Here is a 24706-nt window from a genome sequence, read left to right as displayed (position 1 = left end):
GGGATCCAACTACCACATGAAGCATGACACGGATCACAGTCACTGCTATGGTCGGAACATGTCCATGGGAGACACCTACAGATGGTCGTTAACCACCGGGAGTGTGTCTGACCGGGCGGCTGGCGGTTCCGGACACAGCGGGTTTGCCGGTCCATTCAATGGAAACGACAGGGAGTCACAGCTGTGAACAACAAGACGGCCGGCCTGCAACACGGAGGCTGCAGCCGAGCGCAGCAAACTCCCGCGAACTTTTTGACTGTTTTGTGAACCAACCACATGGATGATCGGAAAATGTCGGAGGACCTCATGGGTGGAACGATCGCGTGGCCGAAAGGGCAGATTGCCCACGGAGCCTAAGCTGGCCTGCGCACAGCGAGCCAGCTGACCCGGACTCCGGCTCCTGACGCTGATACGCAGGCCGCTTTGTTGGGTGCCCATTATCGATCGTTCGTACACAGGGCTTTCCGCTCGGCGGGAAGCAGGAGGAAGCGGCATGACCGCCAAACCAACCACAGAATCCCAGTGCTTGATCACCGTTAACGGAACGGTGCGGGAATTTACCGGACCAACGCATACCAACGCCCTGGACTTCCTTCGCGGTGAAGGACTTACCTCCTGCAAGGAAGGCTGCGCCGAGGGCGAATGCGGGGCCTGTTCCATCCTGGTGGCCCGAGCAGACGGAGATGCCACACGCTGGACCGCACTAAACGCCTGTCTTCTGCCCGCCGTGGCCCTCGACGGGCAGGAAGTGATTACGGCCGAGGGGTTGGGGGACCGCACCGACCTGCATCCGGTCCAGCAACAGATGGTCGAGCACGGTGGATCCCAATGCGGGTACTGCACCCCGGGATTCGTCTGCAGCATGGCCGCCGAATACTACCGTCCGGAACGAGCTGCCCCCGCAGGCACCCCGCCGGACGAAGAAGACGCAGCCGACCACCACTGTGGGCCAAATGGGTTCGACCTGCATGCGCTTTCAGGCAACCTGTGCCGGTGCACCGGGTACCGGCCCATTCGTGATGCCGCCTTCGCACTCGGCACGCCGGCGGCGGACGATGCGCTCGCTGCCCGCCGCTACCGGCCAGCGCCGGCCGTGGTGAACACAGACCTGTCTCGCGCCGATACCCCTGCAGGCCAGCTCGGCCGTTACCGGAGGCCCGGAACCCTGCAGGAGGCCCTGCGGATCCTGTCCGAGGAACCCGAGGTGCTGCCGCTCGCCGGTGGAACCGACTGGGGCGTGGAGGTCAACATCAAGGGGGCACGGGCCCGTTCCCTGCTGGCCATCGACCGGCTGAGCGAACTGCGGCAACTGGATGTCACGGACACGCATCTTGAGATCGGGGCGGCCTGCACGCTCAGTGAACTGGAGCGTGGACTGCAAGGGCGGATCCCCCTGCTGGACAAGCTCTTTGGCCAATTCGCTTCCCGGCTCATCCGCAACAGCGCGACCATCGGCGGGAACCTGGGCACCGGTTCACCCATCGGCGACACTCCTCCGGCCTTGTTGGCCCTGGAAGCCGAGCTGGTGCTCAGCTCGGTGGCGGACCAGCGGATGGTGCCATTGGCCGACTACTTCACCGGCTACCGGCAAACGGTCCGCCGGCCCGGCGAGCTGATCAGCGCCATCCGCATCCCGCTGCCGCTGTCCAAACTGACGTCCTTCCAAAAAATCTCCAAGCGCCGCTTTGACGACATCTCCAGCGTGGCCATCGGCTATGCGCTCGCCGTCGAGGGCGGCATCATCACCAAGGCGCGGATCGGCCTGGGCGGCGTGGCGGCCACCCCGTTGCGCGCGACCGCCACCGAAATGGTGCTCGAAGGCCGGGCCTGGGAGCTGGAAACGATCCGCGCCGCGGCACGGGTGATGGGCGAGGAAGGTACCCCGATGGATGACCACCGGGCCAGCGCCGAATACCGGAAGGCCATGCTTGCCTCCTCGCTGGAACGGTTCTTCGCCGCACAACTGCAAGAGACCGGCCGGTTGACGGGAGAAGGCAAATGAGCCAGCTGTCCCAACGTCCCGAGCGGCCAATCGTCGGGGAGTGGCATCCGCATGAATCCGCCGTGGACCATGCCACCGGAAGCGCCTTGTACACCGATGACCTGGATCGGCGGTTGGTCGGGGTGCTGCATGCCTACCCGGTGCAGTCGACGCAGGCGCACGCAAAAATCCTGGATGTGGGTATCGACGGGGCCTACCGGGTTCCCGGCGTGGTCCGGGTGATCACGGCAGCGGACATCCCCGGGGTCAATGACCAAGGTGCCAAACACGATGAACCGATGCTGCCGGTGGACGAGGTCATGTTCTACGGCCAGCCCGTGGTGTGGGTTCTCGGTGAGGACCTGGAAACAGCCAAGGCCGGGGCAGCCGCCGTTGAGGTGGACTACGAACCGCTCGACTCGTTGATCACCCTGCAGGACGCGATCGCCGCGCAAAGCTTCCACGGAATCCAGCCGGTGATCGACAAGGGCGACAGCCATGCCGCATTCGGGGACGCCGCGCGGGTGTTTGAGGGGGAGTTCGAGTTCGCCGGGCAGGAACACTTCTACCTGGAGACCCAGAACTCGCTGGCCATGATGGATGAAATCGGCCAGGTGATGATCCATTCATCCACCCAACACCCCACCGAAGCCCAGGACATCGTCTCCCACATACTGGGAATCCCCGCGCACCGGGTCACCGTCCAGGTGCTGCGCATGGGCGGCGCCTTCGGCGGCAAGGAAATGCAGTCGCATGGGTTTGCCGCGGTGGCGGCCCTCGGGGCCATGCTCACCGGGCGGCCGGTGCGGGTGCGGCTGGACCGGACGGTGGATATCACCATGACCGGCAAACGCCACGGTTTTCATGCCAGCTGGAAAGCCGGTTTTGACGAGGAAGGCAGGATCCTGGGCCTGGATGCGACGCTGACCGCTGACGGCGGGTGGAGCCTGGATTTGTCCGAGCCGGTGCTGACCCGGGCGCTGTGCCACATTGACAATGCCTACTGGATACCGAACATCCGGGTTCACGGCCGGGTCGCCAAATGCCACAAGACCTCGCAAACGGCGTTCCGCGGCTTCGGGGGACCACAGGGCATGCTGGTCATGGAGGACATCCTGGGACGGGTGGCCCCGCAACTCGGGATAAGCGCCAGGGAACTGCGGCGCCGGAATTTCTACGTCCAGGGGCAGGACACCCCGTACTACCAGCCGGTGCGCCATCCCGAACGGATGGAGGCCGCCTGGCAGCAGCTGCTGGAGGGTGCGCAGATCGAACGTCGCGAAGCAGAGATTGGCCACTTCAACGAGAGCCATGAGCATGCAAAGCGGGCCTTGGCCCTGACCCCGGTGAAATTCGGGATCTCCTTCAACCTCACCGCCTTCAACCAGGCCGGCGCCCTGGTGCTGGTCTACAAGGACGGTTCGGTGCTGGTGAACCACGGTGGCACCGAAATGGGGCAGGGGCTGCACACCAAGATACTGCAGGTGGCAGCCACCACCCTCGGAGTCACCCTCGATACCGTGCGGATCGCACCGACTCGTACCGACAAGGTTCCGAACACCTCGGCCACGGCGGCCAGCTCGGGCAGCGACCTGAACGGCGGGGCAGTAAAGGATGCGTGCGAGCAGATCCGTGAACGACTCGCCCAGGTGGCGGCCGTCAAGCTGGGTGTTCCAGCGCACGAGATCCGGTTCAGTCGCGGTACCGTCTCCAGCCTCGGCGGACGTGAATCCATCACGTGGCAGGAACTGGTAAACACCGCGTACTTCCAGCGGGTCCAGCTGTCCGCCGCGGGCTTTTACCGGACCGAGGGACTGCACTGGGACCTGGACATCATGAAGGGGGAACCGTTCAAGTACTTCGCCTATGGGGCGGCGGCCAGTGAAGTGGAGATCAGCCGTTTCGACGGTTCATACACCCTGCGCCGGGTGGACGTGGTGCATGACGTGGGGGATTCGCTCTCCCCGCTGATCGACCTGGGACAGATCGAAGGCGGATTCGTGCAGGGGGCGGGGTGGTTGACCCTGGAGGACCTGCGCTGGGACACCAGCGACCGGCCCGCCAGGGGGCGGCTGGCGACCCAGAGCGCCAGCACCTACAAGATCCCGAGCCTGTCGGAAATGCCCGAAGTCTTCAACGTCTCGCTACTGGACAAGGCCCATGAAGAGGGCGCGGTCTACGGTTCCAAGGCGGTAGGCGAGCCCCCACTGATGTTGTCCCTTTCTGTGCGCGAGGCATTGCGCCAAGCCATCGCGGAATTTGCCCCGTCCGGAACCAGTGTGGAGCTGGCTTCGCCTGCCACGCCCGAAGCGGTGTTCTGGGCGGTCCAGGCGGCCCGCGAGCACAGCGAAATGATCAGCGGACGATCCTCATGACCTGGATTGATGCGGTGACGCGGCTTCGGGCACGTCGCGCCCCGGCGGTGTTGATCACCGTGGTCCAAGTACGCGGGCATGCACCGCGTGAAGCCGGAACCAAGATGGTTGCCACCAGTGACGAGCTTTTTGAAACCATCGGTGGCGGCAACCTGGAGATGATCGCGGTGACACGGGCACGGCAAATGCTCACCGAGTCGCTGCACGTGCCCGAAACCATGACCTTGCGGCTGAATGACAAGGCTCCTGCGACCTACGGTCGACAATGCTGTGGAGGAGAAGTGACGATCTTGCTTGAACCACTGGCCGTGCCCCCGGCGGTGGCGGTCTTTGGCGTTGGCCATGTGGGTCTTGAACTCGCCCGCATCCTTTCGCGGCAGGACATTGAACTGTATTTGAGCGATTCCCGCGAGGAAAACCTGCGGGGCCTGCAAGCTCTTGAACCGGCGGTGGCGCGCATTCATCCGAAACTGGCCGTCATTGGTGAAGAAGTGCTCAGTCGGTTGCCCAGTGGAACCCATGTGCTGATCATGACCCATGACCACGCGGAGGATTTCCACCTCTGTGATGCTGCGTTGCGGCATCCGAGTCTTGGCTCGATCGGCCTGATCGGGTCCAACGCCAAATGGCAGCGATTCCGCAAGAATCTTGCGGAAAGCGGACATGAGGCAGCCGTGATTGGAAGGATAGACTGCCCCATCGGAGACCCGGAGGTGGTGGGCAAGGACCCTGCCACGATTGCGGTCAGCGTAGCAGCCGTCCTTCTCAAACGCATGAACAAGGTCAGCGCCGTCAAGGTCTGATCACCAGCCGTTCGGCCCAGTGGATGTGGGGGCCGTATGCGGCAATGTCCCCTAATCCGCCTCGGGTTGTTCCCCGAGGAGGAAATGGCGCCCGGAGATGCTGGTGGCCTCGATCTTGACCCAGGCATGCTTCTGCGTGGGGGTCCAGGGGGAGACGCCTGAACTGCGCGCTTCCTCGATCTCTGCGCTGGTCTGCAACTGGTGCGCGTTTCCGTGCACCACTACCGACCAGGCCTCGTCGGAGAGGATGCCGTCGGCCTCGAACGCAACCGCATCGTGCACCGTCAGAGCGGCGAGCTTTTCGCCCGGTGCCGTGCGCAGATAGATGGTCCGATCCAGCAAGCCGAAGTTCAGCGGGAATATGTCGACGGTGCTGCCCACTGCCGTGGCCAGGCGGCCGTGGCCGGTGCGCTCGAGGAGGCTCCAGGCCTGATCCTCGGTGAGCACCAGCACTGGTTGATCTGTCTCGTGGTCAAACATCATGGGCTCATTCTTCTACGGAACGTAGAATAATGCCAGTGTTATCGGGCCTGGTCTTTTTCACGCAGTGGCGGCGAGTCATCCTTTCGATCCACCGCATGCCCCCGGCTCATGAAAGACTGGACATCATGGTCAAGGAAACAGGATCCGAACGTGCCCGGCATATTGCAGCACGCTTCGAGGATCGCCTTTACGAGCTTCGCGCGGAGCGCGCCCGCGAACGTGGCATGGTTCCCACGGTCCTGCCCTACACCGGCTACGGCTTGTCGGATCCGGAGAACGGCTGGGTGCGCATCTTCGCCCGCGTGGTGTTGGCAAAGCCCGGTGCCTTCGATGCCGGGCGCCACCTGGCGAAGGTCATCGCCGACGGGGTGCGCGGCTGGCGCAACTTCATGGCCCCGATCGTGCCGCACGGCGAGGTCGAGGTGCACATCAACGGCGAGCGCTTCGCGGTCCAGGCCGACCGCGGGGGAGTGCTCGATGTCCGGGTGGCCGCCTCGCTGGAACCGGGGTGGAACGAGATCAGCCTGCATACCGAGGGCGGGGCCGCCGTCACCGCGCCGATCATGGTCGTTGACGGGGCGCAGGAATTCGGGGTGCTCTCGGATGTGGACGACACGGTCGTGGTCACCGCGCTGCCGCGCCCGCTGCTGGCGGCCTGGAACTCCTTCGTGCTCTCCGAGCACGCCCGCCTGGCCACCCCGGGGATGCCGGTGATGATGGAGCGGCTGATGCGCGACAAGCCCGGCGCCCCCACCTTCTACCTCTCCACCGGGGCCTGGAACGTGGCCCAGACCCTCACCCGCTTCCTCTCGCGCAACCTCTACCCGCAGGGCCCCCTGCTGCTCACCGACTGGGGCGCGACCGAGCGCAGCTGGTTCCGCTCGGGCATGCAGCACAAGGCCGACCAGTTGCGGCGCCTCGCCGCCGAGTTCCCGAACATGAAGTGGCTGCTGATCGGCGACGACGGACAGCACGATCCGTACCTCTACGCCGAATTCGCCAGGCGCTACCCGCACCATGTCGAAGCCATCGTCATCCGCCAGCTGACGCCCTCCGAGGCGGTGCTGGCCGGCGGGCGCAGCCAGGGGATCCTGAACTCCACACCCGGGGTGCCATGGGTCTACGAGCCGGACGGGGCGCGCATTGCCCAGAAGCTGGAGGCGCTGGGCATCATCTGCCCCGATGACCAGGCAAGGATCGACTGAATGCCCGAACAGAAGATCCGCGTCGAGGTCCCCATGCGCTGGGGGGACATGGACGCGTACGGCCACATCAACAACGTGAACCTGGTTCGCATGATGGAAGAGGCACGCATTGCCGGGTTCGGGGTGCCCGGCGGCACCGGAAAGCCCGGCATCATGCCCCAGGTCGACCTGTTCTCGACGGTCCCGGAGAACACGCAGATCCTGGTCGTCGAGCACCGGGTCCGCTACCTCAAGCCGCTGGACTACCGCAACGTCCCGGCCCACGTGGATTTGTGGATCAGCACCATCAAGGGCGCGAGCTTCGACATCAGCTACGAGTTCCACGATCCCGTGGACGGCGGGGTGTGCGTGCGCGCCGCCACGACCCTGGCATTCTTTTCCGTCGACGAACAGCGCCTGTTGCGCCTGAGCCCGGGCAACAAGGAAGCGCTGGCGCGCTACGCCGCCGATCCGATCTTTCGCTAGGACAGCTGCAGGTCGGCCGTGAGGGACTCGAAGTCCCGGGCCAGTGCCTCGTCGCGCTCGAAGTTGCAGGCCGACAGCGGTTCGGTGCTGAACGAGAAGTAGCGCAACCCGGCGCTGTGCCGCGGGTCCGCGGGAAGCGCGATCGCGCTGTTGTGGAAATTGACCCGCCCCAGCGACAGACCGGGGGCCGGCTGCGGCGCAACGCGCAGCAGGTGGGAAATCTCCGGCAGGTCGTGGGCGAACACCTGGTGGTGCGTCCCGCCGGCAAAGACGTGCAGCGTCAGTCCGTGGGCCATCGACATCGCGACCTCGACGTCCGCGGGGGCCCACAGCGTGGGGCGGGACATGAGGCTCCTGATGGCGCGGGGGTTGGTGCGGTGCCCGGAGTGGAACGAGGTACAGGTGTCGGTGGAACGTGACTGATTGCGCAAGGGGCGGCGCCTTTCGTGTGCTCTTGTCCCCAGGGCAGCGGCTGCTGCCAGGACCGCTTCGTCATCCGAACCACCCGTGAAGCATGGGGTTGGTGCGCGCGCCGGGTCGGAGCCCAAGTCTGGCGTGCATCTCGTGAAGCTGGATTCATCGTACCAAATCACCGGCGACGATTTAGAGTGAATGAATGAGACTCATCTTGATCCGCCACGGGCAGACCGCCTCGAACGTGGCACAGGCCCTGGACACCGCGGCCCCCGGCGCCCCGCTGGATGAGACGGGCCTGGCCCAGGTTCGGGAACTCGTGAAGCGGCTCGGTGCTGAGGATGTCGACGCGGTTTTCTCCTCGCCGTTGCTGCGCGCCAAGATGACTGCCACGCCCCTGGCCGAGTCGCGCGGCCTGATCATGGCCGAGCATGCGGGATTGAGCGAGATCTCCGCCGGGGAACTGGAAATGCGCAACGACCCCGAGGCCCAGCTGGCCTACCGCGACGTTTTTTTCCGCTGGCTCTCCGGCGACCTGGCAGCCAAGGTTGCAGGCGGCGAAGATGCACACACCGCGCTGGAGCGCTTCAACGTGGTCATCGAGCAGGCCCGCGCCGCGGGGACCGGGAAGCTCGTGGTGGTCAGCCACGCAGCCATGCTGGTGACCTGGCTTGCGTCCAGGAGCACCAACTTCGACCCCGGCTTGCTGCGTCCGACGCCCCTGGCCAACACCGGCGTGGTGACGCTGGATGCGGCAGCCAAATCCCGCTGGACCATGCGCAGTTGGCAGGACCGGCACCTGGACTAGAAGGTCCCGCCCCGCAAACGGCGGTGCCGCCCGCACGATGCCGGAACTTCGTGGGGCGGCATTTCCGGGTCGGCGTCAGTCCTCGAAGGAAAGCTTCGGCGGGGTGGTGCGGAAGCCCTTGGTGCGGATGGCCAAAAAGCCTATTCCTGCCGCGAACCACATCAGTCCCACCACGAGGCTGACGCCGGAAAGCGAGGTCCACAACCAAATGGTCAGCGCGAATCCCACCAGGGGCATGAGCAGGTAGAGCAACACCGAGCGGGCACCGCGCGACTTCGCATCCATGAAGAAGGTCTTGATGACCGAAAGGTTCACCATGGAGAACGCAACCAGGGCCCCGAAGCTGACCACCGAGGCCGCAGTCTCCAAGCTGACGAAGAGGTAGGTCAGCGACACCGCGGAGACTACGAGGGTGGCATAGACGGGGGTGGAAAAACGGCGGTTGAGCATGCCCATGCGGCGCGGCAGCAATCCGTCGCGGCCCATGGAGTACAGGATTCGGGTCACGCTGGCCTGCGAGGCCATGGCCGAACCAAATGACCCCACCACGTAGACCGCCACGAAAATCGCGGTGAGCACCGAACCGCCGACCCCTGCCATGAGCTCGACGCCCGCGGCATCCGGGTCGGCGAAGGTGGTGTGGTCCGGGTGGATCAATGCCCCGGCCCAGCCAACGACGATGAAGATCAGACCGCCGGCCAAGGTGGTGAGCACGATCGCGGCGGGAATCGTCTTGCCGGGATTCCTCGCATCCTCCGACAAGGTCGAAATAGCATCGAATCCCAGGAACGAGAGCGAGAGGATGGCAGCGCCGGAGAAGATTGGGCCCAGGCCGTCGGCGCCAAAGGAGAACGGTGCCAACAGGCTTGGGGCATCGGCGTTGAGGACCTGGTTGAGCACCAGGGCCACGAAGACGCCGATCATGAGCACCGAGGAGGCGACCACCGTGGCGCTGAGCCGGCCGATGAACTTGATGCCGATGATGTTCAGGCCCAGCACCAGCACGAGGGACACCAGCGAGAACGCCCAGGCGGGAACCGCGGGGAATTGCGTGTTGAGGTAGATCCCGATGAGCAGGAAATTGATCATCGGGATGAACAAGTAGTCGAGCATCAGGGTCCAGCCGGTGGCAAAGCCGACAGTTCCGCCGAAGGCCTGCTGGGTGTAGGCGTAGGCGGATCCGGCTTGGGGCACGGCCCGGGACATCTGGGCATAACTGAAGGCGGTGAAAAGCATGGTCACCAGCCCCACGATGTAGGCGGCCGGCAGATGTCCGTTGGTCACCCCGGTCACCACGCCGTAGGTGGTGAACACCGTCACGGGTGCCATGTAGGTCAGTCCGAAGAGCACCAGGAAGGGAATGCCCAGGACCCGCTTGAGCTCGGTGGGACGGGAGCCGTGGATGCTGCCGACTGCAGGGACGTGGGCCGAGACCTTGGTGTTCATCGTGTTCCTTCCAATATTCGATCGGGTGCTGCCAAATAGGTGGGGTTGCCTGCGAGCCAGGTGCCAAGGACCTTCACGCCGGCCACGTCGTGTTCCGCGCTGGAGCGCGGATCGCTCTCCAGCCAGACCAGGTCCGCGATCTGCCCCGCTGCCAGGGTTCCGCGTTCGTGGTCGGCAAAGGCCTGGTAGGCCACCTGGGTGCTGTAGGAGTCCAGGGCATCGACAACGCAGTAGGGGGCCCCGGCCAGCGGAGGAACGTCGGGGTCGGCCAGCCCTGTGCGGGTCACTGCCGTGCCGATGCCCAGCATCGGGTGGTGGTGTGTGACGGGCCAGTCGCTGCCAAAGGACACCTTGACGCCCGAGGCGGCGACCTCGCCGATCTGGAACTGCCGTGACGCGCGTTCGGCTCCAAGCCGCGGGAAGGTCAGTTCGGTCATGACGGTGTCCCGCTGGGCCCACAGCGGCTCGAAGTTCGCGATGACGCCCAGTTCCCTGAACCGTGGCAGGTCGGTGGGGGAGATGGACTGCAGGTGGGCCATGACCGGTCGGCGGTCGCGTGGGCCGTTGGCGGCAACGACCGCCGCAATGGTGTCCAGTCCCTGACGCACGGCGGCGTCTCCGATGGCGTGCAGGTGCAACTGGAAACCCATGGCATCCACGGCGATCGCCGCATCAATGAGTGAGTGGTCTTCCCAATTGGGCAGGCCGCGGCTGCCGGGGCAGTCCGCATAGGCATCGATCATGTGGGCCGTGTGCGATTCAACGATCCCGTCCAGGAAGAACTTGATGGTGTTTGCGCTGAGCAGTTCCCCACCGGCGGCGACCACGCGGTCCCTGGCTGCGGCAAATTCGGGCAGTTGCCGTGCCCAGCGCAACGGGTCCGCGCGGAAGGCAAGGTTCACCCGGGTGTGCAACGCCCCCTGTCGTGCGGCGGCGAGGTAGGCGTCGAGGGATTCCGTTTCCACCCATGCGTCTTGCACCCAGCTGACACCGGCCCGGGCAAATGCCGAGGTGGCCCTGGTGAGGGCCGAGACCAAGGTGTCCTGGCCGTGTGCGGGAACATGGGCGGCAACCAGGTCGATGGCGCCGGGTTCGCACAGCGTCCCCAGGGGGGACCCGTCCGGGCGACGGATGATACGGCCGAGCTCGGGCTCTGGCGTCTCCGAGGTGACCCCGGAAATTTCCAGTGCCCGGGAATTGACCCATACCGTGTGGTAGTCCCAGGCGCGCAAGAGTACGGGGCGGTCGGAAACGACGCTGTCGAGCCATCGGGCATCGAAGCATCCGTCTTCGGACAATGTTGCGTCGTAGCTGGCACCGACGATCCATTCGTCCCCGGGGTGCTCGTCCGCCCAGCGTGCGACCGCGGCCAGGATTTCGTCGAGGTCCGTGCAGTGGCGGATCTGGGGACCGACGTCCTCGAGCCCGGCAAAGAGGGGGTGGGCGTGGCCGTCGCCGAAGGCGGGCCCCAGGTAGCCGCCGCGCAGGTCATGGAGGACATCGGCGATCGATGCCAGGTCCCCGGCGGCCGGTCCGATGGCGGTGATGATTCCGTCGGTGACCGCCACGGCGGTCGTTTGCCCCGCAGGGGCACCGGCAACCGAGCCCGAATGAAAGACTGTCAAGGTCAAGGGGTACAGCTCCCAACTAAATTTAATAAGATTAAATAAACTGTCGCCTACCTTATCTGTGGGCGGAGTCACACGCAAGGGGTTTTGGTGGATTCGTCAGAAGTTCGTCGCGCCGGTCGGCCGCGCACCTCGGTGCTCGACCGCGAAAGGATCCTCGTCGCGGCCCTTAGGCTGCTCAATTCAGTGGGGCCGGAGAAGTTCTCCATGGCAGCGCTCGCCGGCGAGCTTGGGGTCAAGCCGCCCGCGCTCTACCACCACGTCAAGAACAAGCAGGCGCTGTTGGTGGGGATGCGCGAGGTGGTCAATGAGAGCATTGATGTCAGTGGTTTCGGAAACTTGTCCTGGCGCGAAGCCGTGGAGCGCTGGGCCCGGTCCTACCGGGCCGCGTTCTCCGCACACCCAAATGCCATTGCCCTGTTGGCCACCGAGCCCATCACAGGGGCGACTCGAACCTTGGCCATGTATGAATGCGTAGTGCAGGGATTCCTTGCCGCCGGCTGGGAGGCGTCCGCAGTTATGGGCGACATGGTGGCATTGGAGTCGTTCATCCTGGGGTCCGCGCTTGATGTGGTTGCCCCGGATGACATGTTCGATCCCGGCGAGGCCGCTGCGCAAACCCCGGGGCTGGCCGGAGTCCTCGCTGCGCAGTCTGCGCTTGAGGGCTCGCGCGCGGACCATTCATTTGAGGTCGGGCTGGCGATCATGATCGACGGTCTGGCCCGGCGCAATGGAGTAGGCATGTGAAGTTGGCATTGGCTTGGTCGATGCCCCATCGAATAGGATAGGTTTACCTTCCCTAATCCAAGAAAGTGGTAATTAGTGAGTACGCAGCGTTCAGCACGTCCGGTTCGGCCCCAGGTAGTCCTCGAGGTTTTGGCGAGCGAGCGACTGAGTCCCCACATGATGCGACTGACCTTCGGCGGGCCGGGGTTCGTGAACTTCCAGGACAAGGCCGTCTCCGACCGCTACGTCAAGATCCTTTTTGCCAAGCCGGAACTTGGTCTGGTGCCCCCGTTCGACCTCGACGCCTTGCGCGAGCAGCTGGCCCCGGAAGATTTTCCGGTTCGCCGCACCTACACCCTGCGCCACGTGGATCTTGGTGCCCAAACCGTGCAGATCGACTTCGTCATCCACGGTGATCAGGGACTGGCGGGCCCCTGGGCCCAAAATGCCAAGATCGGTGACCTGATCTGCTTCACCAGTCCCGGCGGACTCTACACGCCAGACCCGGCATTTGACCGCCATCTGCTGATCGGGGATGAGACCGCTCTTCCGGCGATTTCCGCGGCCGTCGAGGACATGACCCCGGACATGGTGGGGGACATCTACCTTGAGGTAATTGGCCCCGAGGATGAGGTGCAGTTGGACGTTCCTGCAGGGGTCAACGTCCACTGGCTGCACCGCGGCGGCTACTTCACTCCGGAAAGCACACGGCTCGAGGCAGTGGTGCGTGATGCGCCCTGGCGCGAGGGAACCATCCAGGTCTTTGCCCATGGCGAGCGTGAAACCATGAAGTCGTTGCGTGCCTACCTCAATGGCGAACGCGGCGTGGACCGCAGGGCCATGTCCCTGTCCGCCTACTGGGCCTACGGGCGTGCCGAGGACGAGTTCCAGGCAGAGAAGAAGTCGCCCATCGGACAGATCTTTCCCGAGGCGCTAAGCGCGTAGCCCGGTTGCGAACCGGGGCCACTCAGGTCCCCTGGCCACCCGGCCTGGAGAGGGCGGGCGGCAGTGGGGCCCCCGGGTCCGAGGCCCAAAGATGGACCATGGCGTAGGACCGGTATGGTGCCCATGATTCCGCCAACCTGGATGCCTCGCGTTCGGTGATCCGGTTCAACGCCCTGCGGGCGACAAGGTCACCGGGTACGAAGGCATCCGGATCGCTGCGACCGCGCATCTGAAGGTAATCGGCCGTCCAGGGGCCGACGCCGCGCAACGCCAGAAGCTCGGCGCGGTCCAGCGGGATGCCGGCGGCACCGGAAAAATCCTTGGCGGCGAAACTTTCCGCCATGGCGAACAAGGTGGCAGCACGGGACTTGGTGAGCCCAATGGTCTCTCGCAAGATGTCGACGCCCTGCGCAACCACCGCCTCGGGTGTCGGGAAGATGCGCAGGCCGCCTGGCCCGTCGCTTCCGTAGGCGCCCACGAATCGCCCGCCAAAGGTCCTGCCCGCCGCCAGTGATACCTGCTGGCCAAGAATCGTGGTGGCCGCTGCCTCGAAGCCATTGAGGTATCCGACCAGGCGCAACCATGGCCGGGCCCGGACCAGGGGGCCGAGCAGGGCGTCCCGGTCGAAGTGACCTTGCATGCGCGCGAGGTCCGAATCCAGATCCAGCCAGGCGCGCACGATGCCTTCGAGCTGGCCGAGGTCATGCGCGCTCGCCTCGGCGCAGGTAAGTTGCACGCCATCCTCGGCAAATTCCAGCTCGACGGTCCTCGGGCCAGAAGCAATCGACACCACTCGGGTGTGCCGAAGTGCGCGCGGCTCGTGGATATCGAGGGTAGGGATCGAATGAATGCCCAGCGTGCGCAACATGTGGGCGGGGTCCAACGGGCCGTTGGACTCCAGAAAGCGCGAGCTCATGCCGGCCAGATGCCCGAGGTGCCGCGACGGTGCGAGCCCACCAGGTGGGTGTCCACGATGCCCAGTGCCTCCATGAGCGCGAACATGGTCGTGGGCCCCACGAAGGCGAAGCCGCGCTTTTTCAGCGCCTTGGACAGGGCCACGGATTCGGGGCTGGTGGTGGGGATGTCCTCCAGTGCGTTGGGAGCCGGGGTGGAATCGGGCTGGAACGACCAAATGAACTCGGCCAGGCCGCCGTCCTCGCGCAGCGCGATCGTGGCCTTCGCGTTCTTGATGGTCGCCAGGATCTTGGCGCGGTTGCGGATGATCCCGGCGTTGCCCAGCAGCTCTTCGACCTTCGCATCGCCGAATCGCTCGATGACCTCGGGGTCGAACCCGGAGAAGGCCTCGCGGAAATTTTCTCGCTTGCGCAATATGGTTGCCCAGGACAGTCCTGCCTGGAAGGCCTCGAGGCTCAGCCGTTCAAAGACGCCATGCTCGTCACGCACCGGCATTCCCCACTCGGTGTCGTAGTACGTGCGCATCATCGGGTCCGTTGCCGCCCAGGACGGTCGGGCAAGACTGTCTTCTCCAATGATTATTCCGGTGCTCATGTTCCAATCCTGCCACGGCTGTTCTCCGTTGGCTTTATCGCCACAAATCGCTATCATCGTAATATGACGATGCTAGACCGAGCGGACCATGGACGCCAGAACGCCCTCGAGGGCCATGCCGCGGCGGCGGCCCTTTTCCATGGACTGGCCGATCCCACGAGACTGATGATCCTGGCGCACCTGCGGACCGGGGAGCACAAGGTCAAGGAACTCACCGAGCACCTGGGCCTGGCCCAGAGCACTGTCAGCGCCCACCTTTCCTGCCTCCGTGACTGCGGACTGGTGACCTCGCGGGCACAGGGCCGCGCCAGCTTGTTCTCGCTGGCAAACCCGCAGTTGTTGCAGAAGCTTCTGGGGGACGCGAACCACTACATCGGCATCAGCGACGGCCATGAACTCGAAACGCACGACTTCACCGCGGTCCATGGTCCCTCGCCGGTACCGGAAGGAGCGCGCCCATGAGCCACGACCACGACCATGGTTCGGCAACGACCAACCGGAAGAAACTTGCATGGGCATTTGGCATCACCGCGACCATCCTCATCGCCGAGGTTGTCGGTGCGTTCATCACCAACTCGTTGGCCCTGCTCGTTGACGCCGTCCACATGCTCACCGATTCCACCGGCCTGCTGCTGGCATTGACCGCGGCAACGCTGGTCATGCGGAAGCCCACCGCAAAGCGCACCTGGGGCTTTCGCCGGGCGGAGGTGCTTTCCGCGACCCTCCAATCGGCCCTGCTGCTCGGCGTGGGCGTCTACGCGCTGGTCGACGGCATCCGCCGTCTCTTCGAGCCGACGGAGATAGCCGGGGGCGGCTTGCTCGTTTTCGGCATCATCGGCCTGCTTGGCAATGTTGCCTCGATGCTGATCCTGGCCTCCGGCAAGGACGACAACCTGAATATGCGTGCAGCCTTCCTGGAGGTCGTCAACGACGCATTGGGATCCGTTGCCGTGATCATCTCGGCGATCGTCATTTCCGCGACGGGCTGGATGCAGGCGGACTCGATTGCCGCCATGCTGATAGCCGCCCTGATCATCCCGCGCGCACTGAAATTGCTGGGGGAGACCACCCACATCCTGCTGGAATCCACGCCCAGGGGGCTTGACCTCGAAGACGTCCGTGCCCACCTGGTCGCGCACCCGCTGGTGTTGGCTGTCCACGACCTGCACGCCAGCCAGATTGCCACGAACCTGCCGATCCTCTCCGCCCACGTCGTGGTGGAAGACGAGGCGTTCCACACCGGTGCCGCGGCCACCCTTCTTGGCGAATTGCAGTCGTGCGTGGCCGAGCACTTCGAGGTGAGCATCGAGCATTCGACCTTCCAGATCGAGTCACACAGGCACCAGGCCCCGGAGCACGAGGGGCACGACTAGCGGATTCGCACCTGACCCGCGTGAGGAGATTTACGGCACCGGCGACGCGCTCGTGGTCCAGTTCTTGAAACTGGACCACGGGCGCTTTGTTTTGTCCGCCCCTCGCCCGAGTGTCCACGGATAAGAATCCTCGGATCGGTTTTGCCTCATGGTCGGGTGGTTGTGCGCACCCGTTGAATTTTACCTTCGGAAATGAAGTTTATATCCCCATTCGCATTGCTGGGAAGGCCGGTGCGGTTGGTTTTTGCATGCAAGAAGTTGAGTATTCCGCCCCGAAGTGAATGATCTTTGAGGTGAAAGGGCCATATATGGCCGTAGATGTCAGTTTGGCCCGCTGTGGAAACTTGTCGGAGGGCTTGCGCTCTAAATCATTCACGGATACAGTTTTTATTTACCAGAGGCCGCGTGATGTACATCACAAGGGTGCGTGGCTCTGTTCACTCGACCAAACCACCGAAATCCAACTAGGAGACGTCGTGTCCATAGAGTCACGTAAAGTACCTGAGGCCTCATCGCATGTGCATGACGAGGACGCCGCCCACCTGGCATCTCTCGGCTACGAGTATGAAGCCCAGTTCAAGCGAGAGATGACGTTCTGGGGGAACGTCTCGCTGGGGTTCACTTACTTATCGCCCGTGGTGGGAATCTATTCGCTCTTTGCGATCGCATTGGGCACCGCGGGGCCCCCGATGTTTTGGTCGTTGCTCATAGTTGGAGCCGGGCAGATGTTCGTCGCCATGGTCTTTGGTGAAATCGTGTCAAACTACCCGGTCGCCGGCGGGGTCTACCCGTGGTCGCGACGCCTGTGGGGCCGCAAGTGGGGCTGGATGAATGGCTGGGTTTACCTTGTCGCGCTTCTGACGACGATCGCCTCCGTGGCATACGGCGCAGGCCCGTACCTTGCGGCCTTCCTCGGAATGGAAAGCAGCGTCGACGCGACCATCCTCGCCGCGCTGGTCATTATCGCGCTGGCAACTTGCCTCAACCTCCTCGGCACCGGCGTACTGAACAAGGTCGCCATGCTCGGCCTGATCGCGGAACTCGGTGGTGCAGTTGTCGTGGGCCTCTGGTTGATTATCGGCCACCGCAATCATGACCTGGGCGTGCTCTTTGAGACCTTCGGCGCCGGTGAGGGTTCCGACTACTTCGTGGCCTTCGCAGCAGCCGGATTGATAGGTATCTTCCAGTACTACGGCTTTGAGGCCTGCGGCGACGTGGCGGAAGAAGTCCCGAACCCCGGTCGCACCATTCCCAAGGCCATGCGCATGACCATTTACATAGGGGGAGCGGCGGCGATGTTCGTCTGCCTCTCGCTCATCCTCGCCGTCCCCGACTTCGGGGCAGTGATTTCAGGTGCCGACTCCGACCCGCTCGTGGGAGTCCTGATGGCGGCATTCGGCCCTGTTGGTTACAAGGTCGTGCTCGGGGTGGTGCTGGTTTCCTTCGTCTCGTGCGTCTTGAGCCTCCAGGCTGCTGCGAGCCGCCTGACCTACTCCATGGCCCGCGACGGAATCCTGCCATTCAGTTCCCTGCTCAGCCGATTCAGCGATCGCCGCCACGTACCGCCGTACGCGCTGCTGATCGCCGGTGTGTTTCCCGCGCTGGTCGTGATCGGTTCCAAGATTTCCGAAGATGCACTGGTCGCCATCATCTCCTTCGCGGCCATGGGAATGTACCTGGGCTTCCAAATGGTCGTGCTGGCCTCACTGCGGGCCAGGCTCAAGGGCTGGAAGCCGGCAGGCAAGTACCAGCTAGGTCGCTGGGGCATTCCGGTCAATGTGATGGCACTCCTGTGGGGGGTCTTGGGCATGATCAACATGGCCTGGCCACGGACACCGGAAGCCGGATGGTTCGCCAACTACATCGTCTTGATTTCCTCAATCTTCGTCCTGGGAATCGGAGGACTCTATCTTGCGCTTCGCAAACCCCACCTCAAGGGGAACGCTCCCGCCGCGGATGCCTGTAGCGCTCTCGAAACTGTCGGCGGAAGCTAAAAACGCGAAGCCACTATCAGCCGATGGGCGACCGCCCAAGAAGACCAGTACCACCACGAAAGGATCGCACCATGAGTGTCGAAACCGCCCCGAACCAACTCAACGTCCCTTATCTCGACATCTCGGATCCGAGCTTCGCTATGCAGTCCGAAGAGCTCCGCAACGCCCGCGAGGCCAGCTGGTATGCAAAGACCAACTACGGCATCGCCGTGTTGCGCTACGAGGAAGTCAGCAAGCTGCTCAAGAGCCCCAAGCTCATCCAGGGCAGTGCCAAGTGGCCCGCCCACAACGGAGTGCATGGCGGACTATTCTTTGACTGGTGGACCAAGAACCTGCTCGTATTGGAGGGAGAAGACCACCACCGGATCCGGCGTCTCCTCAACCCGGCCTTTTCCCCGCGGCTGATCAAGGACCTGGTTCCACGCTTTCAGGCGCTGGCGAACGAACTTATTGACGAATTCATCGACAGTGGCTCCTGCGAGTTCATCGGAGACTTTGCGGAACCGTACGCCACTCGCGTGCTGACCATCTTGCTGGGCATACCGGAAAGCGAATGGCCGACCATTGCCCGGCTTGCCTCCACCATTGGACTGGCACTTGGCGTCACCTTCAAGCAGGACCTGGACAAGGTCGACGCGGCGGTGGCCGAGCTGTATGACTACGCCGAAGACCTCATCAAGGACCGCCAAGCAAATCCGGGCGAGGACTTTGTCTCCCGGCTGGTCCTGGCCAGCCGGGATGGCGACAAGCTCAACGACGAGGAATTGCGCAACGCGCTGGTGCTGCTGATTTTCGGCGGCATGGACACCACCCGCAACCAGTTAGGGCTTGCCATGCAATCCTTCATGCGGAACCCGGAGCAGTGGGAACTGTTGTCGGCGCGGCCTGAGCTCGGCGCCAAGGCCGTCGAAGAGGTCATGCGCATCAACCCAACCGTCACCTGGGTAACCCGCGAGGCAGTTGAGGACTTCACCTATCAGGGACTGGAGATTGCCGCCGGCACCACCGTGCACCTTTTCACCCAAGCTTCCGGCACCGATCCTCTCGCATTCCCCAACCCTGAACTGGACCTGCTTGGTGAACACCCCGCCCACTACGGGTTCGGCGGTGGAGTGCACCACTGCCTCGGCCACTTCGTGGCCCGCGCCGACATGAGCGAGGCACTTCCGCTTTTGGCCGGCCGCCTGGGCAATCCGCACCTGACCGGAGGGGACGAATGGCTGCCCGACTCGGGCAACACCGGTCCGATTCGGCTACCCATCGGTTTCACCAAGCGCATCTAGGCCCCGCCTGCCTTTCCACATCACCGCCAGCACCAAGGAAACGAGCTTCACCATGTCACAGATCACCGTCGACCGTAAACTATGCGACAACCACGGCCAGTGTGCCATCGCCGCCCCGAAAGTCTTCTCGATGAACGACGAAGGAGTCCTTGAATTCGAGGAAATCTTCGACGATGCATTGCTTGACGAAGTCGAGGAAGCCATCGACGTGTGTCCGGTCCAAGCCATCTTCGTGAAGGACTAGCCATGGGCCAGCGGATCATCGTCGCCGGGGCTTCGCTCGGGGGACTACGCGCCGCCGAACAGCTGCGGGCAACCGGCTGGGAGGGCGAAATCCTGGTCATCGGGGAGGAAAACCATCCCCCCTACAACCGGCCACCGCTCTCCAAGGAGGTCCTGGCCGCACCCGGAACCCCGAAAGAGGTACTTTCCAAGCTGGCCTTCCGGCCCCGGCGCAGTGCCACCGGAATCCAGTGGCGCTTGGGAACCCGCATCACTGCTTCCAACCTCGCCGGCCGTACCATCACCCTTGACGACGGGGAGGAAATCAGTTTCGACGGGTTGGTGATTGCCACGGGGCTGCGTCCGGCGCGGGTTGCGGTCCCCGGTCCCCTGGACGGGCGTCACGTCTTGCGCAGCATCGACGATGCCCTGGCCCTGCACACGGTGCTGTTGCCAGGAACCCGGGTCGGGGTCATCGGCTCGGGGTTCATCGGATGCGAAAGCGCGGCCACCGCGGCCTCGCTGGGCTGCGCGGTGACCCTCGTGGAGGGACGCACCGGCCCCATGGAGCGACCTCTGGGTTCGGCACTTTCCGCCGGGGTGCGGGAGATGCTCTCGCGCCGCGGTGTGGACTGCCGGGAGGCGGTCTCCGTAGTCGCCTACAGGGGCGATGGATCCTGCACCGGGATCGAGCTTTCCGATGGCCGCACGGTGTCTGCAGAGGTGATCATCGAGGCCGTGGGATCCCATGCCAATGTCGAATGGCTGCAGGGAAACGGACTGGACCTCGGCGACGGCGTGGAATGCGACGGGCACCTGCGCGTCCTGGCCGCCGACGGGCAACCGGTGCCATGCGTTGTCGCCGTTGGTGACATTGCCCGTTACCCCGATGTCCGTAACGGGCTTCCCGCCCGGCGAGTGGAGCACTGGGCGACGCCCACCGACACCGCCAAGATTGCTGCCCCTGCGCTGGTCGCCGGGATCGCCGGCCGGACGCCGGCAGAGGCCCCAGCCCCGCTTCCGTCTTTCTGGACCGACATCTTCGGCACCCGGATCAACGGAGTCGGTTCCCCTGCCGACGCCGAGGAAACCCGAATCCTCGAGGGCGACCCCGGCAAGCCCCAGGAGGGGGTCGCGGTGGGCTACTACCGCGGGAACACGCTCATAGGCGTCGTCAATGCCGGCCTGCCAGCCTCGCGGCACTTGCATTACCGCCAGCTGGTGCTCGACGCCGGCGCACTAGTCACCAACTAAGACTTCCAGTAGAAACGAGTTGAGTCCCATGACCTTGCAAGCACTGAGAACCGAATCCGACGCCATGCTGGACCGTGAAGCCTTTTCCCGGCACCAGGCCCGCAACCTCGCACCCGAGGTCGTCAAGGACCTTGCGGCGAAGATCGAGGCCGCCGGGGTCGAGTACATCTATTACGCGCTGCCCACCATCGGATCGCGCGTCGTGGCCAAGATGGTTCCCGCCAACCACTTCCGCCGCAACCTGGAAAAGGGAATCTGTTTCCACCGCACGGCGCTCTCCGACCTGCAAAACGACCGTCATGGAAACTTGATCGGCGGCGGCATCGAGGCCCGCGAGTTCTGGGCCCTGCCGGAGCCAGAATCCTTTGTGGTGCTCCCCTGGGACACCTCGGTCGCCCGAATCTTCTGCACCGCCTATGAGCCCCCGCACCTGCCGGAGGTCGGCGGCCGTCCGCTGGCCATCGACACGCGTTCACTCTTGGCCCGGACCCACGCCGCGTTCACTGAACGCACCGGATTCGAAGTGCGCTCGGGCACCGAACCGGAAATGACCTGGGAAGGACCCGGCCTCGAGGTCGTCAAGCGGCCCGGCTCCAGCCCCGCCTACCAGGTCGAGAATCTCGAGCGCATGCGCCCGATCTACAAGAAGCTTGTCACCTACTCCAAGGCCATGGGCCTGGACATGATCGAGGGCGACTACGAGGACGACGGGCAGCTCGAACTGAACTGGATGTACGACCGCGTGGAGAACACCGCGGACCGGCTGGTCACGTACCGACAGATCTGCAAGCAGGTAGCCCGCGAATTCGGGGTCACCGCCTCCTTCATGCCCAAGCCCTACAACGGCCAGATGGGCAATGGCTGCCACCACAACCTCAGCCTCTGGGACGGGGACACCAACGTCATCGAGGACGCTGGACGTCTGGAACTGCACGTTTCGGAGACCGCCCGGCACGCCATTGGCGGCATGCTGGCCCACGCCCAGGGATCCATGGCCGTGATGGCCTCCACCGTGAACTCCTACAAACGGTTCTGGGACGCCGGGCAATTCGCGCCTTCCACTGCCAACTGGGGCCTTGACTCGCGCGGCTGCCTAATCCGCATCTCCGCCAACGGCCGGATGGAGTACAGGGTTCCGGACGCAGCGGTGAACCCCTATTTGTCCCACACGTTGCTGATCGCCTCGATGGAGGACGGGATCAACCGCAAGCTTGAACCGGGCGCTCCCGACGAGGCCTGCGACAGCGCGCCGGCGCTCGGCGCCCAGTTGCCACTGACCCTCGGCGATGCCATCGGGGCGTTCGTCTCGGACACCTACCTGACCTCGCAGCTGCCGGCGGACCTGGTTTCGATCTACACCAAGCTCAAAGAAGAGGAATGGGCCCGCTACTGCGGCTCGATCACCGAATGGGACCGCGAAATGTACTGGGAGACGATGCCGTAATGACAACGCTCAAACTGGCCTGCATCGACGCGGTCGCACCCCCACTCTTTTCGTTGATCGATGACAACGGCCAGCGCACCGGCTACGAGCCGGCCGCCGCCGAGCTTGTTGCCTCGCGCATGGGCAGGAACATCGAGTGGGTCGTCATGGGATGGGACGAGATGCTGCCCTCGGTGCGCGACCACCAGGTGGATGCGGTGTGGTGCGGACAGGGCATCATTCCCGAACGCCAGGCCATCGTGGATTTCACCCGCCCGTATGCGGTCTTCGATGAAACGGTACTGGTGCGCAAGGACGACCCTGCACGAACCCCGGCTGACCTGGCCGGGTATCGGGTGGCCGCCATCGACGGCAGCGCCAACATGGCATTGGCACGAACCTTCGAAGGGGCGATCCTCGTTCCCTTCAGCGGGGACACCGTTTACGAAGACATGCTGGCGGCGGTCGCCGACTCGAGCGTCGATGCCATGGTCGATGACGACGTGGTGCTGGTGCCGCTGGGGGACGACCCGCGCTACGACGTGGCCTTCACCGTGGCAACCCGCAACCCGTGGGGGATCGGGGTCGCCAAGGACAACCTTTTCCTGCGCGAGGAACTCAACGTGGCCCTGGCTGCCGTGATTGCCGACGGCAGCCTGCGCGAGGTGTGGGACACCTGGATGCCAACGCTCGACTTTCCCTTGGGCCACAGCATCGAGGCAATCGCGGGCAGCCGGGCATGACGGGGGGTCCAGGGCCCGCCCGACGCCCGCTGATAGGCGTCCCGGGCATGTGGTCGGCCAAGGTGCAGGGCATGCGCTTCGCGGGGGCTGCAGTGGCCGTGGCCGTGCTGGCCGGCATTGACCGGGCCGGAGGTGAACCCGTTGTCCTGTTTCCAGGCAGCAGCGAGTCGGCGGCCGACCAGCTCGCCCGGCTGGACGGAGTGGTCATAGCCGGCGGGGCCGACGTCGACCCGCGTCGCTATGGAAGTGAGCCGGACGAGCACTATTGGCCGGCCGACTACCCGGGACAGGACGACTACGAAGCCGGCCTCCTGCAGGCCTGCCTCGAATCAGGAATCCCGACCCTGGCCATCTGCCGGGGCATGCAATTACTTAATGTCGTCCACGGCGGAACGCTTGTGGGCCATTTGGCGCCCGGCGAGATCCAGCACCGCGGCGCCCAGCACCCGGTAACCTGCGAGCCCGGCACGCTCCTTGCCTCGGTCTTGGGGCATGCCCCCGTGTGTACCTCCTCGTACCACCACCAGTCGGTCGACCGCATCGGAGCGGGGCTGCGGGTTGCCGCCACGGCACCGGACGGAGTCATTGAGGCATTGGAGCTTCCGGACGCTTCGCTGCTGGCCGTCCAATGGCATCCCGAGGACCTGGCCGAGGCCTCGGCCACCGACCACGCACTATTCAGCTGGGTCGTCGAGGCAGCCGGGACCTTCCGTGCCGCGGCGTCCTCGCGCGAGCAGACGAACACCTTGGAGGTTTTGGGTTTATGAGTACCGATCCACGAGAAGACCGGGTATTGACCCTGGAAGAAATCATCCCGGAAGGGTTCGACTTGCTTCCCCCGGATGCTCCACTGGTGGCAGTGGTGGTCTCATTGACTTTCCCCGGCATGGTTGGCGAAAGCCACAGGATCATGCGCGACTTCACTCGCAGTGCCTTCGACCAATTGCTGGAAAGCGGGGCCCGCGCTATCTTGATCGACAGCTCCGCGGCGGATCCTCGGGCGGCGCTGGCCGCCGAGGAAGCGGACGCTGTGCTGTTTCTCGGCGGCGGTGACGTGGACGGGTCGCTGTACGAACTTCAGGGCCCGATCCCCAAGGCCTACGGTGTGGACCGCACTGCCGATGAATTCTGCATCGCCCTGATCCACCGGACCCTGGAGAAGGACCAACCGCTGCTTGCCATCTGCCGGGGATCCCAGCTCTTGAACGTGGCTCTCGGCGGGACATTGGTGCCGGACATCGTTCCCTCGACCTTGCACCAGGGTCAATCCGGCCAGCCGATGTTCCTCGACGAAGGGGTGACTCTTGCCGAGGGCAGCAAGATCCGCGGGATCCTGGGCCGTGGGCGAGTCACCGTGCGTTCCGGTCATCACCAGGCCGTGGACCGCGTGGCCGCGGACTTGATCGTCAGCGCCGTGGCCGACGACGGGATCGTGGAGGGCACCGAACACCCCGGGAAAACATGGGCCGTGGCCGTTCAATGGCATCCGGAAGACCGCGACGGATCAGCGGAGGACCGCCGCGCGATCTTCGGCGCCCTGGTGGATCAGGGCATCCTGCGTCGCCGGCAAGTCGCGCAGCTCGCGCAGTGGGCCTGACTGGCGTGGCGGGTCGAAATGTCTTCGAC

At 64.4% G+C, this 24706-nt stretch carries 24 protein-coding genes and 1 riboswitch; of the genes, 18 read left to right on the top strand and 6 right to left on the bottom strand.

Features of this window, described 5'->3' with window-relative positions:
- Positions 1 to 493: 493 nt before the first annotated feature.
- The 3 genes from AC6CHY_RS09385 to xdhC are packed head-to-tail and all read left to right on the top strand — an operon-like array spanning position 494 to position 5159.
- Positions 494 to 2002, top strand: a complete 1509-nt coding sequence (locus tag AC6CHY_RS09385; RefSeq protein ID WP_217388437.1) for a xanthine dehydrogenase small subunit — start codon at positions 494 to 496, stop codon at positions 2000 to 2002.
- The gene (gene xdhB / locus AC6CHY_RS09380; protein ID WP_217388438.1) at positions 1999 to 4356 is read left to right on the top strand and encodes a xanthine dehydrogenase molybdopterin binding subunit; all 2358 of its coding nucleotides are present in this window, start codon (positions 1999 to 2001) and stop codon (positions 4354 to 4356) included. Before AC6CHY_RS09385 ends, xdhB begins: the two co-directional genes overlap by 4 nt.
- Positions 4353 to 5159 carry a xanthine dehydrogenase accessory protein XdhC gene (gene xdhC, locus AC6CHY_RS09375; protein WP_217388439.1) on the top strand — a complete coding sequence of 269 codons (807 nt, stop codon included), beginning with the start codon at positions 4353 to 4355 and terminating at the stop codon, positions 5157 to 5159. The genes xdhB and xdhC overlap by 4 nt, the downstream gene beginning before the upstream one ends.
- 51 nt (positions 5160 to 5210) lie before the next feature.
- On the opposite strand, the gene AC6CHY_RS09370 is transcribed toward xdhC, so the two are convergent.
- The gene (locus AC6CHY_RS09370) at positions 5211 to 5642 is read right to left on the bottom strand and encodes a pyridoxamine 5'-phosphate oxidase family protein (RefSeq protein WP_217388440.1); all 432 of its coding nucleotides are present in this window, start codon (positions 5640 to 5642) and stop codon (positions 5211 to 5213) included.
- Positions 5643 to 5767: 125 nt separating this feature from the next.
- On the opposite strand from AC6CHY_RS09370, the gene AC6CHY_RS09365 reads away from it, so the two are divergent.
- Positions 5768 to 6847 carry an App1 family protein phosphatidate phosphatase gene (locus tag AC6CHY_RS09365; protein ID WP_217388441.1) on the top strand — a complete coding sequence of 360 codons (1080 nt, stop codon included), beginning with the start codon at positions 5768 to 5770 and terminating at the stop codon, positions 6845 to 6847.
- Positions 6848 to 7312 carry an acyl-CoA thioesterase gene (locus tag AC6CHY_RS09360; RefSeq protein WP_217388442.1) on the top strand — a complete coding sequence of 155 codons (465 nt, stop codon included), beginning with the start codon at positions 6848 to 6850 and terminating at the stop codon, positions 7310 to 7312.
- On the opposite strand, the gene AC6CHY_RS09355 is transcribed toward AC6CHY_RS09360, so the two are convergent.
- Positions 7309 to 7743, bottom strand: coding sequence for a hypothetical protein (locus tag AC6CHY_RS09355; RefSeq protein WP_217388443.1), 435 nt, complete (start codon positions 7741 to 7743; stop codon positions 7309 to 7311). The two genes, AC6CHY_RS09360 and AC6CHY_RS09355, sit on opposite strands and share 4 nt — an antisense overlap.
- A gap of 14 nt (positions 7744 to 7757) precedes the next feature.
- Positions 7758 to 7882, bottom strand: a riboswitch (SAM riboswitch).
- A 46-nt stretch (positions 7883 to 7928) separates the two neighbouring features.
- Between AC6CHY_RS09355 and AC6CHY_RS09350 the strand changes: the two genes are divergently transcribed.
- A complete protein-coding gene (locus tag AC6CHY_RS09350) occupies positions 7929 to 8534 on the top strand; it encodes a histidine phosphatase family protein (protein ID WP_217388444.1) in 606 nt (201 codons plus the stop codon).
- Between the two features lie 75 nt (positions 8535 to 8609).
- Here AC6CHY_RS09350 and AC6CHY_RS09345 read toward each other — a convergent pair whose 3' ends face one another.
- Together AC6CHY_RS09345 and AC6CHY_RS09340 are read right to left on the bottom strand one after the other, a co-directional pair.
- Positions 8610 to 9980: an APC family permease gene (locus tag AC6CHY_RS09345; RefSeq protein ID WP_217388445.1), complete on the bottom strand. Its 1371-nt coding sequence runs from the start codon at positions 9978 to 9980 to the stop codon at positions 8610 to 8612.
- Entirely contained in the window at positions 9977 to 11611 is a 1635-nt protein-coding gene (locus AC6CHY_RS09340; protein ID WP_217388446.1) for an amidohydrolase, read from the bottom strand. Before AC6CHY_RS09340 ends, AC6CHY_RS09345 begins: the two co-directional genes overlap by 4 nt.
- 87 nt (positions 11612 to 11698) lie before the next feature.
- On the opposite strand from AC6CHY_RS09340, the gene AC6CHY_RS09335 reads away from it, so the two are divergent.
- A complete protein-coding gene (locus AC6CHY_RS09335; protein WP_336245060.1) occupies positions 11699 to 12355 on the top strand; it encodes a TetR/AcrR family transcriptional regulator C-terminal domain-containing protein in 657 nt (218 codons plus the stop codon).
- Between the two features lie 75 nt (positions 12356 to 12430).
- Positions 12431 to 13279 carry a siderophore-interacting protein gene (locus tag AC6CHY_RS09330; protein WP_336245061.1) on the top strand — a complete coding sequence of 283 codons (849 nt, stop codon included), beginning with the start codon at positions 12431 to 12433 and terminating at the stop codon, positions 13277 to 13279.
- A gap of 22 nt (positions 13280 to 13301) precedes the next feature.
- Here the strand turns inward: AC6CHY_RS09330 and AC6CHY_RS09325 are convergent, their stop codons facing one another.
- Complete coding sequence (locus AC6CHY_RS09325) at positions 13302 to 14195, bottom strand: DNA-3-methyladenine glycosylase family protein (RefSeq protein ID WP_217388449.1); 894 nt, start codon at positions 14193 to 14195, stop codon at positions 13302 to 13304.
- Positions 14192 to 14788: a DNA-3-methyladenine glycosylase I gene (locus tag AC6CHY_RS09320; protein ID WP_217388450.1), complete on the bottom strand. Its 597-nt coding sequence runs from the start codon at positions 14786 to 14788 to the stop codon at positions 14192 to 14194. Before AC6CHY_RS09320 ends, AC6CHY_RS09325 begins: the two co-directional genes overlap by 4 nt.
- Positions 14789 to 14851: 63 nt before the next feature.
- On the opposite strand from AC6CHY_RS09320, the gene AC6CHY_RS09315 reads away from it, so the two are divergent.
- The 10 genes from AC6CHY_RS09315 (at position 14852) to AC6CHY_RS09270 (ending at position 24677) form a co-directional block, all read left to right on the top strand.
- Positions 14852 to 15250, top strand: coding sequence for an ArsR/SmtB family transcription factor (locus AC6CHY_RS09315; RefSeq protein ID WP_217388451.1), 399 nt, complete (start codon positions 14852 to 14854; stop codon positions 15248 to 15250).
- The gene (locus AC6CHY_RS09310; protein WP_217388452.1) at positions 15247 to 16161 is read left to right on the top strand and encodes a cation diffusion facilitator family transporter; all 915 of its coding nucleotides are present in this window, start codon (positions 15247 to 15249) and stop codon (positions 16159 to 16161) included. Before AC6CHY_RS09315 ends, AC6CHY_RS09310 begins: the two co-directional genes overlap by 4 nt.
- Before the next feature lie 476 nt (positions 16162 to 16637).
- The gene (locus AC6CHY_RS09305) at positions 16638 to 18155 is read left to right on the top strand and encodes an APC family permease (protein ID WP_217388453.1); all 1518 of its coding nucleotides are present in this window, start codon (positions 16638 to 16640) and stop codon (positions 18153 to 18155) included.
- Positions 18156 to 18226: 71 nt separating this feature from the next.
- On the top strand, positions 18227 to 19438 hold the full coding sequence (locus AC6CHY_RS09300) for a cytochrome P450 (RefSeq protein WP_217388454.1): 1212 nt from the start codon (positions 18227 to 18229) through the stop codon (positions 19436 to 19438).
- Between the two features lie 52 nt (positions 19439 to 19490).
- Positions 19491 to 19682 (top strand): ferredoxin, encoded by a 192-nt coding sequence (locus tag AC6CHY_RS09295; RefSeq protein WP_217388455.1) that lies wholly within the window; start codon positions 19491 to 19493, stop codon positions 19680 to 19682.
- A 2-nt stretch (positions 19683 to 19684) separates the two neighbouring features.
- Entirely contained in the window at positions 19685 to 20914 is a 1230-nt protein-coding gene (locus AC6CHY_RS09290) for an NAD(P)/FAD-dependent oxidoreductase (protein ID WP_498226575.1), read from the top strand.
- 28 nt (positions 20915 to 20942) lie between these two features.
- Positions 20943 to 22358 (top strand): glutamine synthetase family protein, encoded by a 1416-nt coding sequence (locus AC6CHY_RS09285; protein ID WP_498226574.1) that lies wholly within the window; start codon positions 20943 to 20945, stop codon positions 22356 to 22358.
- The gene (locus tag AC6CHY_RS09280) at positions 22358 to 23080 is read left to right on the top strand and encodes an ABC transporter substrate-binding protein (RefSeq protein WP_217388458.1); all 723 of its coding nucleotides are present in this window, start codon (positions 22358 to 22360) and stop codon (positions 23078 to 23080) included. The genes AC6CHY_RS09285 and AC6CHY_RS09280 overlap by 1 nt, the downstream gene beginning before the upstream one ends.
- Positions 23077 to 23847: a gamma-glutamyl-gamma-aminobutyrate hydrolase family protein gene (locus AC6CHY_RS09275; RefSeq protein WP_217388459.1), complete on the top strand. Its 771-nt coding sequence runs from the start codon at positions 23077 to 23079 to the stop codon at positions 23845 to 23847. The genes AC6CHY_RS09280 and AC6CHY_RS09275 overlap by 4 nt, the downstream gene beginning before the upstream one ends.
- Positions 23844 to 24677, top strand: a complete 834-nt coding sequence (locus AC6CHY_RS09270) for a gamma-glutamyl-gamma-aminobutyrate hydrolase family protein (RefSeq protein ID WP_498226573.1) — start codon at positions 23844 to 23846, stop codon at positions 24675 to 24677. Before AC6CHY_RS09275 ends, AC6CHY_RS09270 begins: the two co-directional genes overlap by 4 nt.
- Positions 24678 to 24706: the final 29 nt, after the last annotated feature.

Source organism: Paeniglutamicibacter sp. GQ140 (assembly GCF_059759235.1).
Note: the sequence above shows the minus strand (reverse complement) of the source record. Positions and strands in the feature narration are given on the sequence as shown.

Bases quoted from the DNA above. Each gene is read 5' to 3' on its own strand.
- AC6CHY_RS09385 (WP_217388437.1), top strand. From the start codon at position 494: ATGACCGCCAAACCAACCACAGAATCCCAGTGCTTGATCACCGTTAAC.
- xdhB (WP_217388438.1), top strand. From the start codon at position 1,999: ATGAGCCAGCTGTCCCAACGTCCCGAGCGGCCAATCGTCGGGGAGTGG.
- xdhC (WP_217388439.1), top strand. From the start codon at position 4,353: ATGACCTGGATTGATGCGGTGACGCGGCTTCGGGCACGTCGCGCCCCG.
- AC6CHY_RS09370 (WP_217388440.1), bottom strand. From the start codon at position 5,642: ATGATGTTTGACCACGAGACAGATCAACCAGTGCTGGTGCTCACCGAG.
- AC6CHY_RS09365 (WP_217388441.1), top strand. From the start codon at position 5,768: ATGGTCAAGGAAACAGGATCCGAACGTGCCCGGCATATTGCAGCACGC.
- AC6CHY_RS09360 (WP_217388442.1), top strand. From the start codon at position 6,848: ATGCCCGAACAGAAGATCCGCGTCGAGGTCCCCATGCGCTGGGGGGAC.
- AC6CHY_RS09350 (WP_217388444.1), top strand. From the start codon at position 7,929: ATGAGACTCATCTTGATCCGCCACGGGCAGACCGCCTCGAACGTGGCA.
- AC6CHY_RS09345 (WP_217388445.1), bottom strand. From the start codon at position 9,980: ATGAACACCAAGGTCTCGGCCCACGTCCCTGCAGTCGGCAGCATCCAC.
- AC6CHY_RS09325 (WP_217388449.1), bottom strand. From the start codon at position 14,195: ATGAGCTCGCGCTTTCTGGAGTCCAACGGCCCGTTGGACCCCGCCCAC.
- AC6CHY_RS09320 (WP_217388450.1), bottom strand. From the start codon at position 14,788: ATGAGCACCGGAATAATCATTGGAGAAGACAGTCTTGCCCGACCGTCC.
- AC6CHY_RS09315 (WP_217388451.1), top strand. From the start codon at position 14,852: ATGACGATGCTAGACCGAGCGGACCATGGACGCCAGAACGCCCTCGAG.
- AC6CHY_RS09310 (WP_217388452.1), top strand. From the start codon at position 15,247: ATGAGCCACGACCACGACCATGGTTCGGCAACGACCAACCGGAAGAAA.
- AC6CHY_RS09300 (WP_217388454.1), top strand. From the start codon at position 18,227: ATGAGTGTCGAAACCGCCCCGAACCAACTCAACGTCCCTTATCTCGAC.
- AC6CHY_RS09295 (WP_217388455.1), top strand. From the start codon at position 19,491: ATGTCACAGATCACCGTCGACCGTAAACTATGCGACAACCACGGCCAG.
- AC6CHY_RS09290 (WP_498226575.1), top strand. From the start codon at position 19,685: ATGGGCCAGCGGATCATCGTCGCCGGGGCTTCGCTCGGGGGACTACGC.
- AC6CHY_RS09285 (WP_498226574.1), top strand. From the start codon at position 20,943: ATGACCTTGCAAGCACTGAGAACCGAATCCGACGCCATGCTGGACCGT.
- AC6CHY_RS09280 (WP_217388458.1), top strand. From the start codon at position 22,358: ATGACAACGCTCAAACTGGCCTGCATCGACGCGGTCGCACCCCCACTC.
- AC6CHY_RS09275 (WP_217388459.1), top strand. From the start codon at position 23,077: ATGACGGGGGGTCCAGGGCCCGCCCGACGCCCGCTGATAGGCGTCCCG.
- AC6CHY_RS09270 (WP_498226573.1), top strand. From the start codon at position 23,844: ATGAGTACCGATCCACGAGAAGACCGGGTATTGACCCTGGAAGAAATC.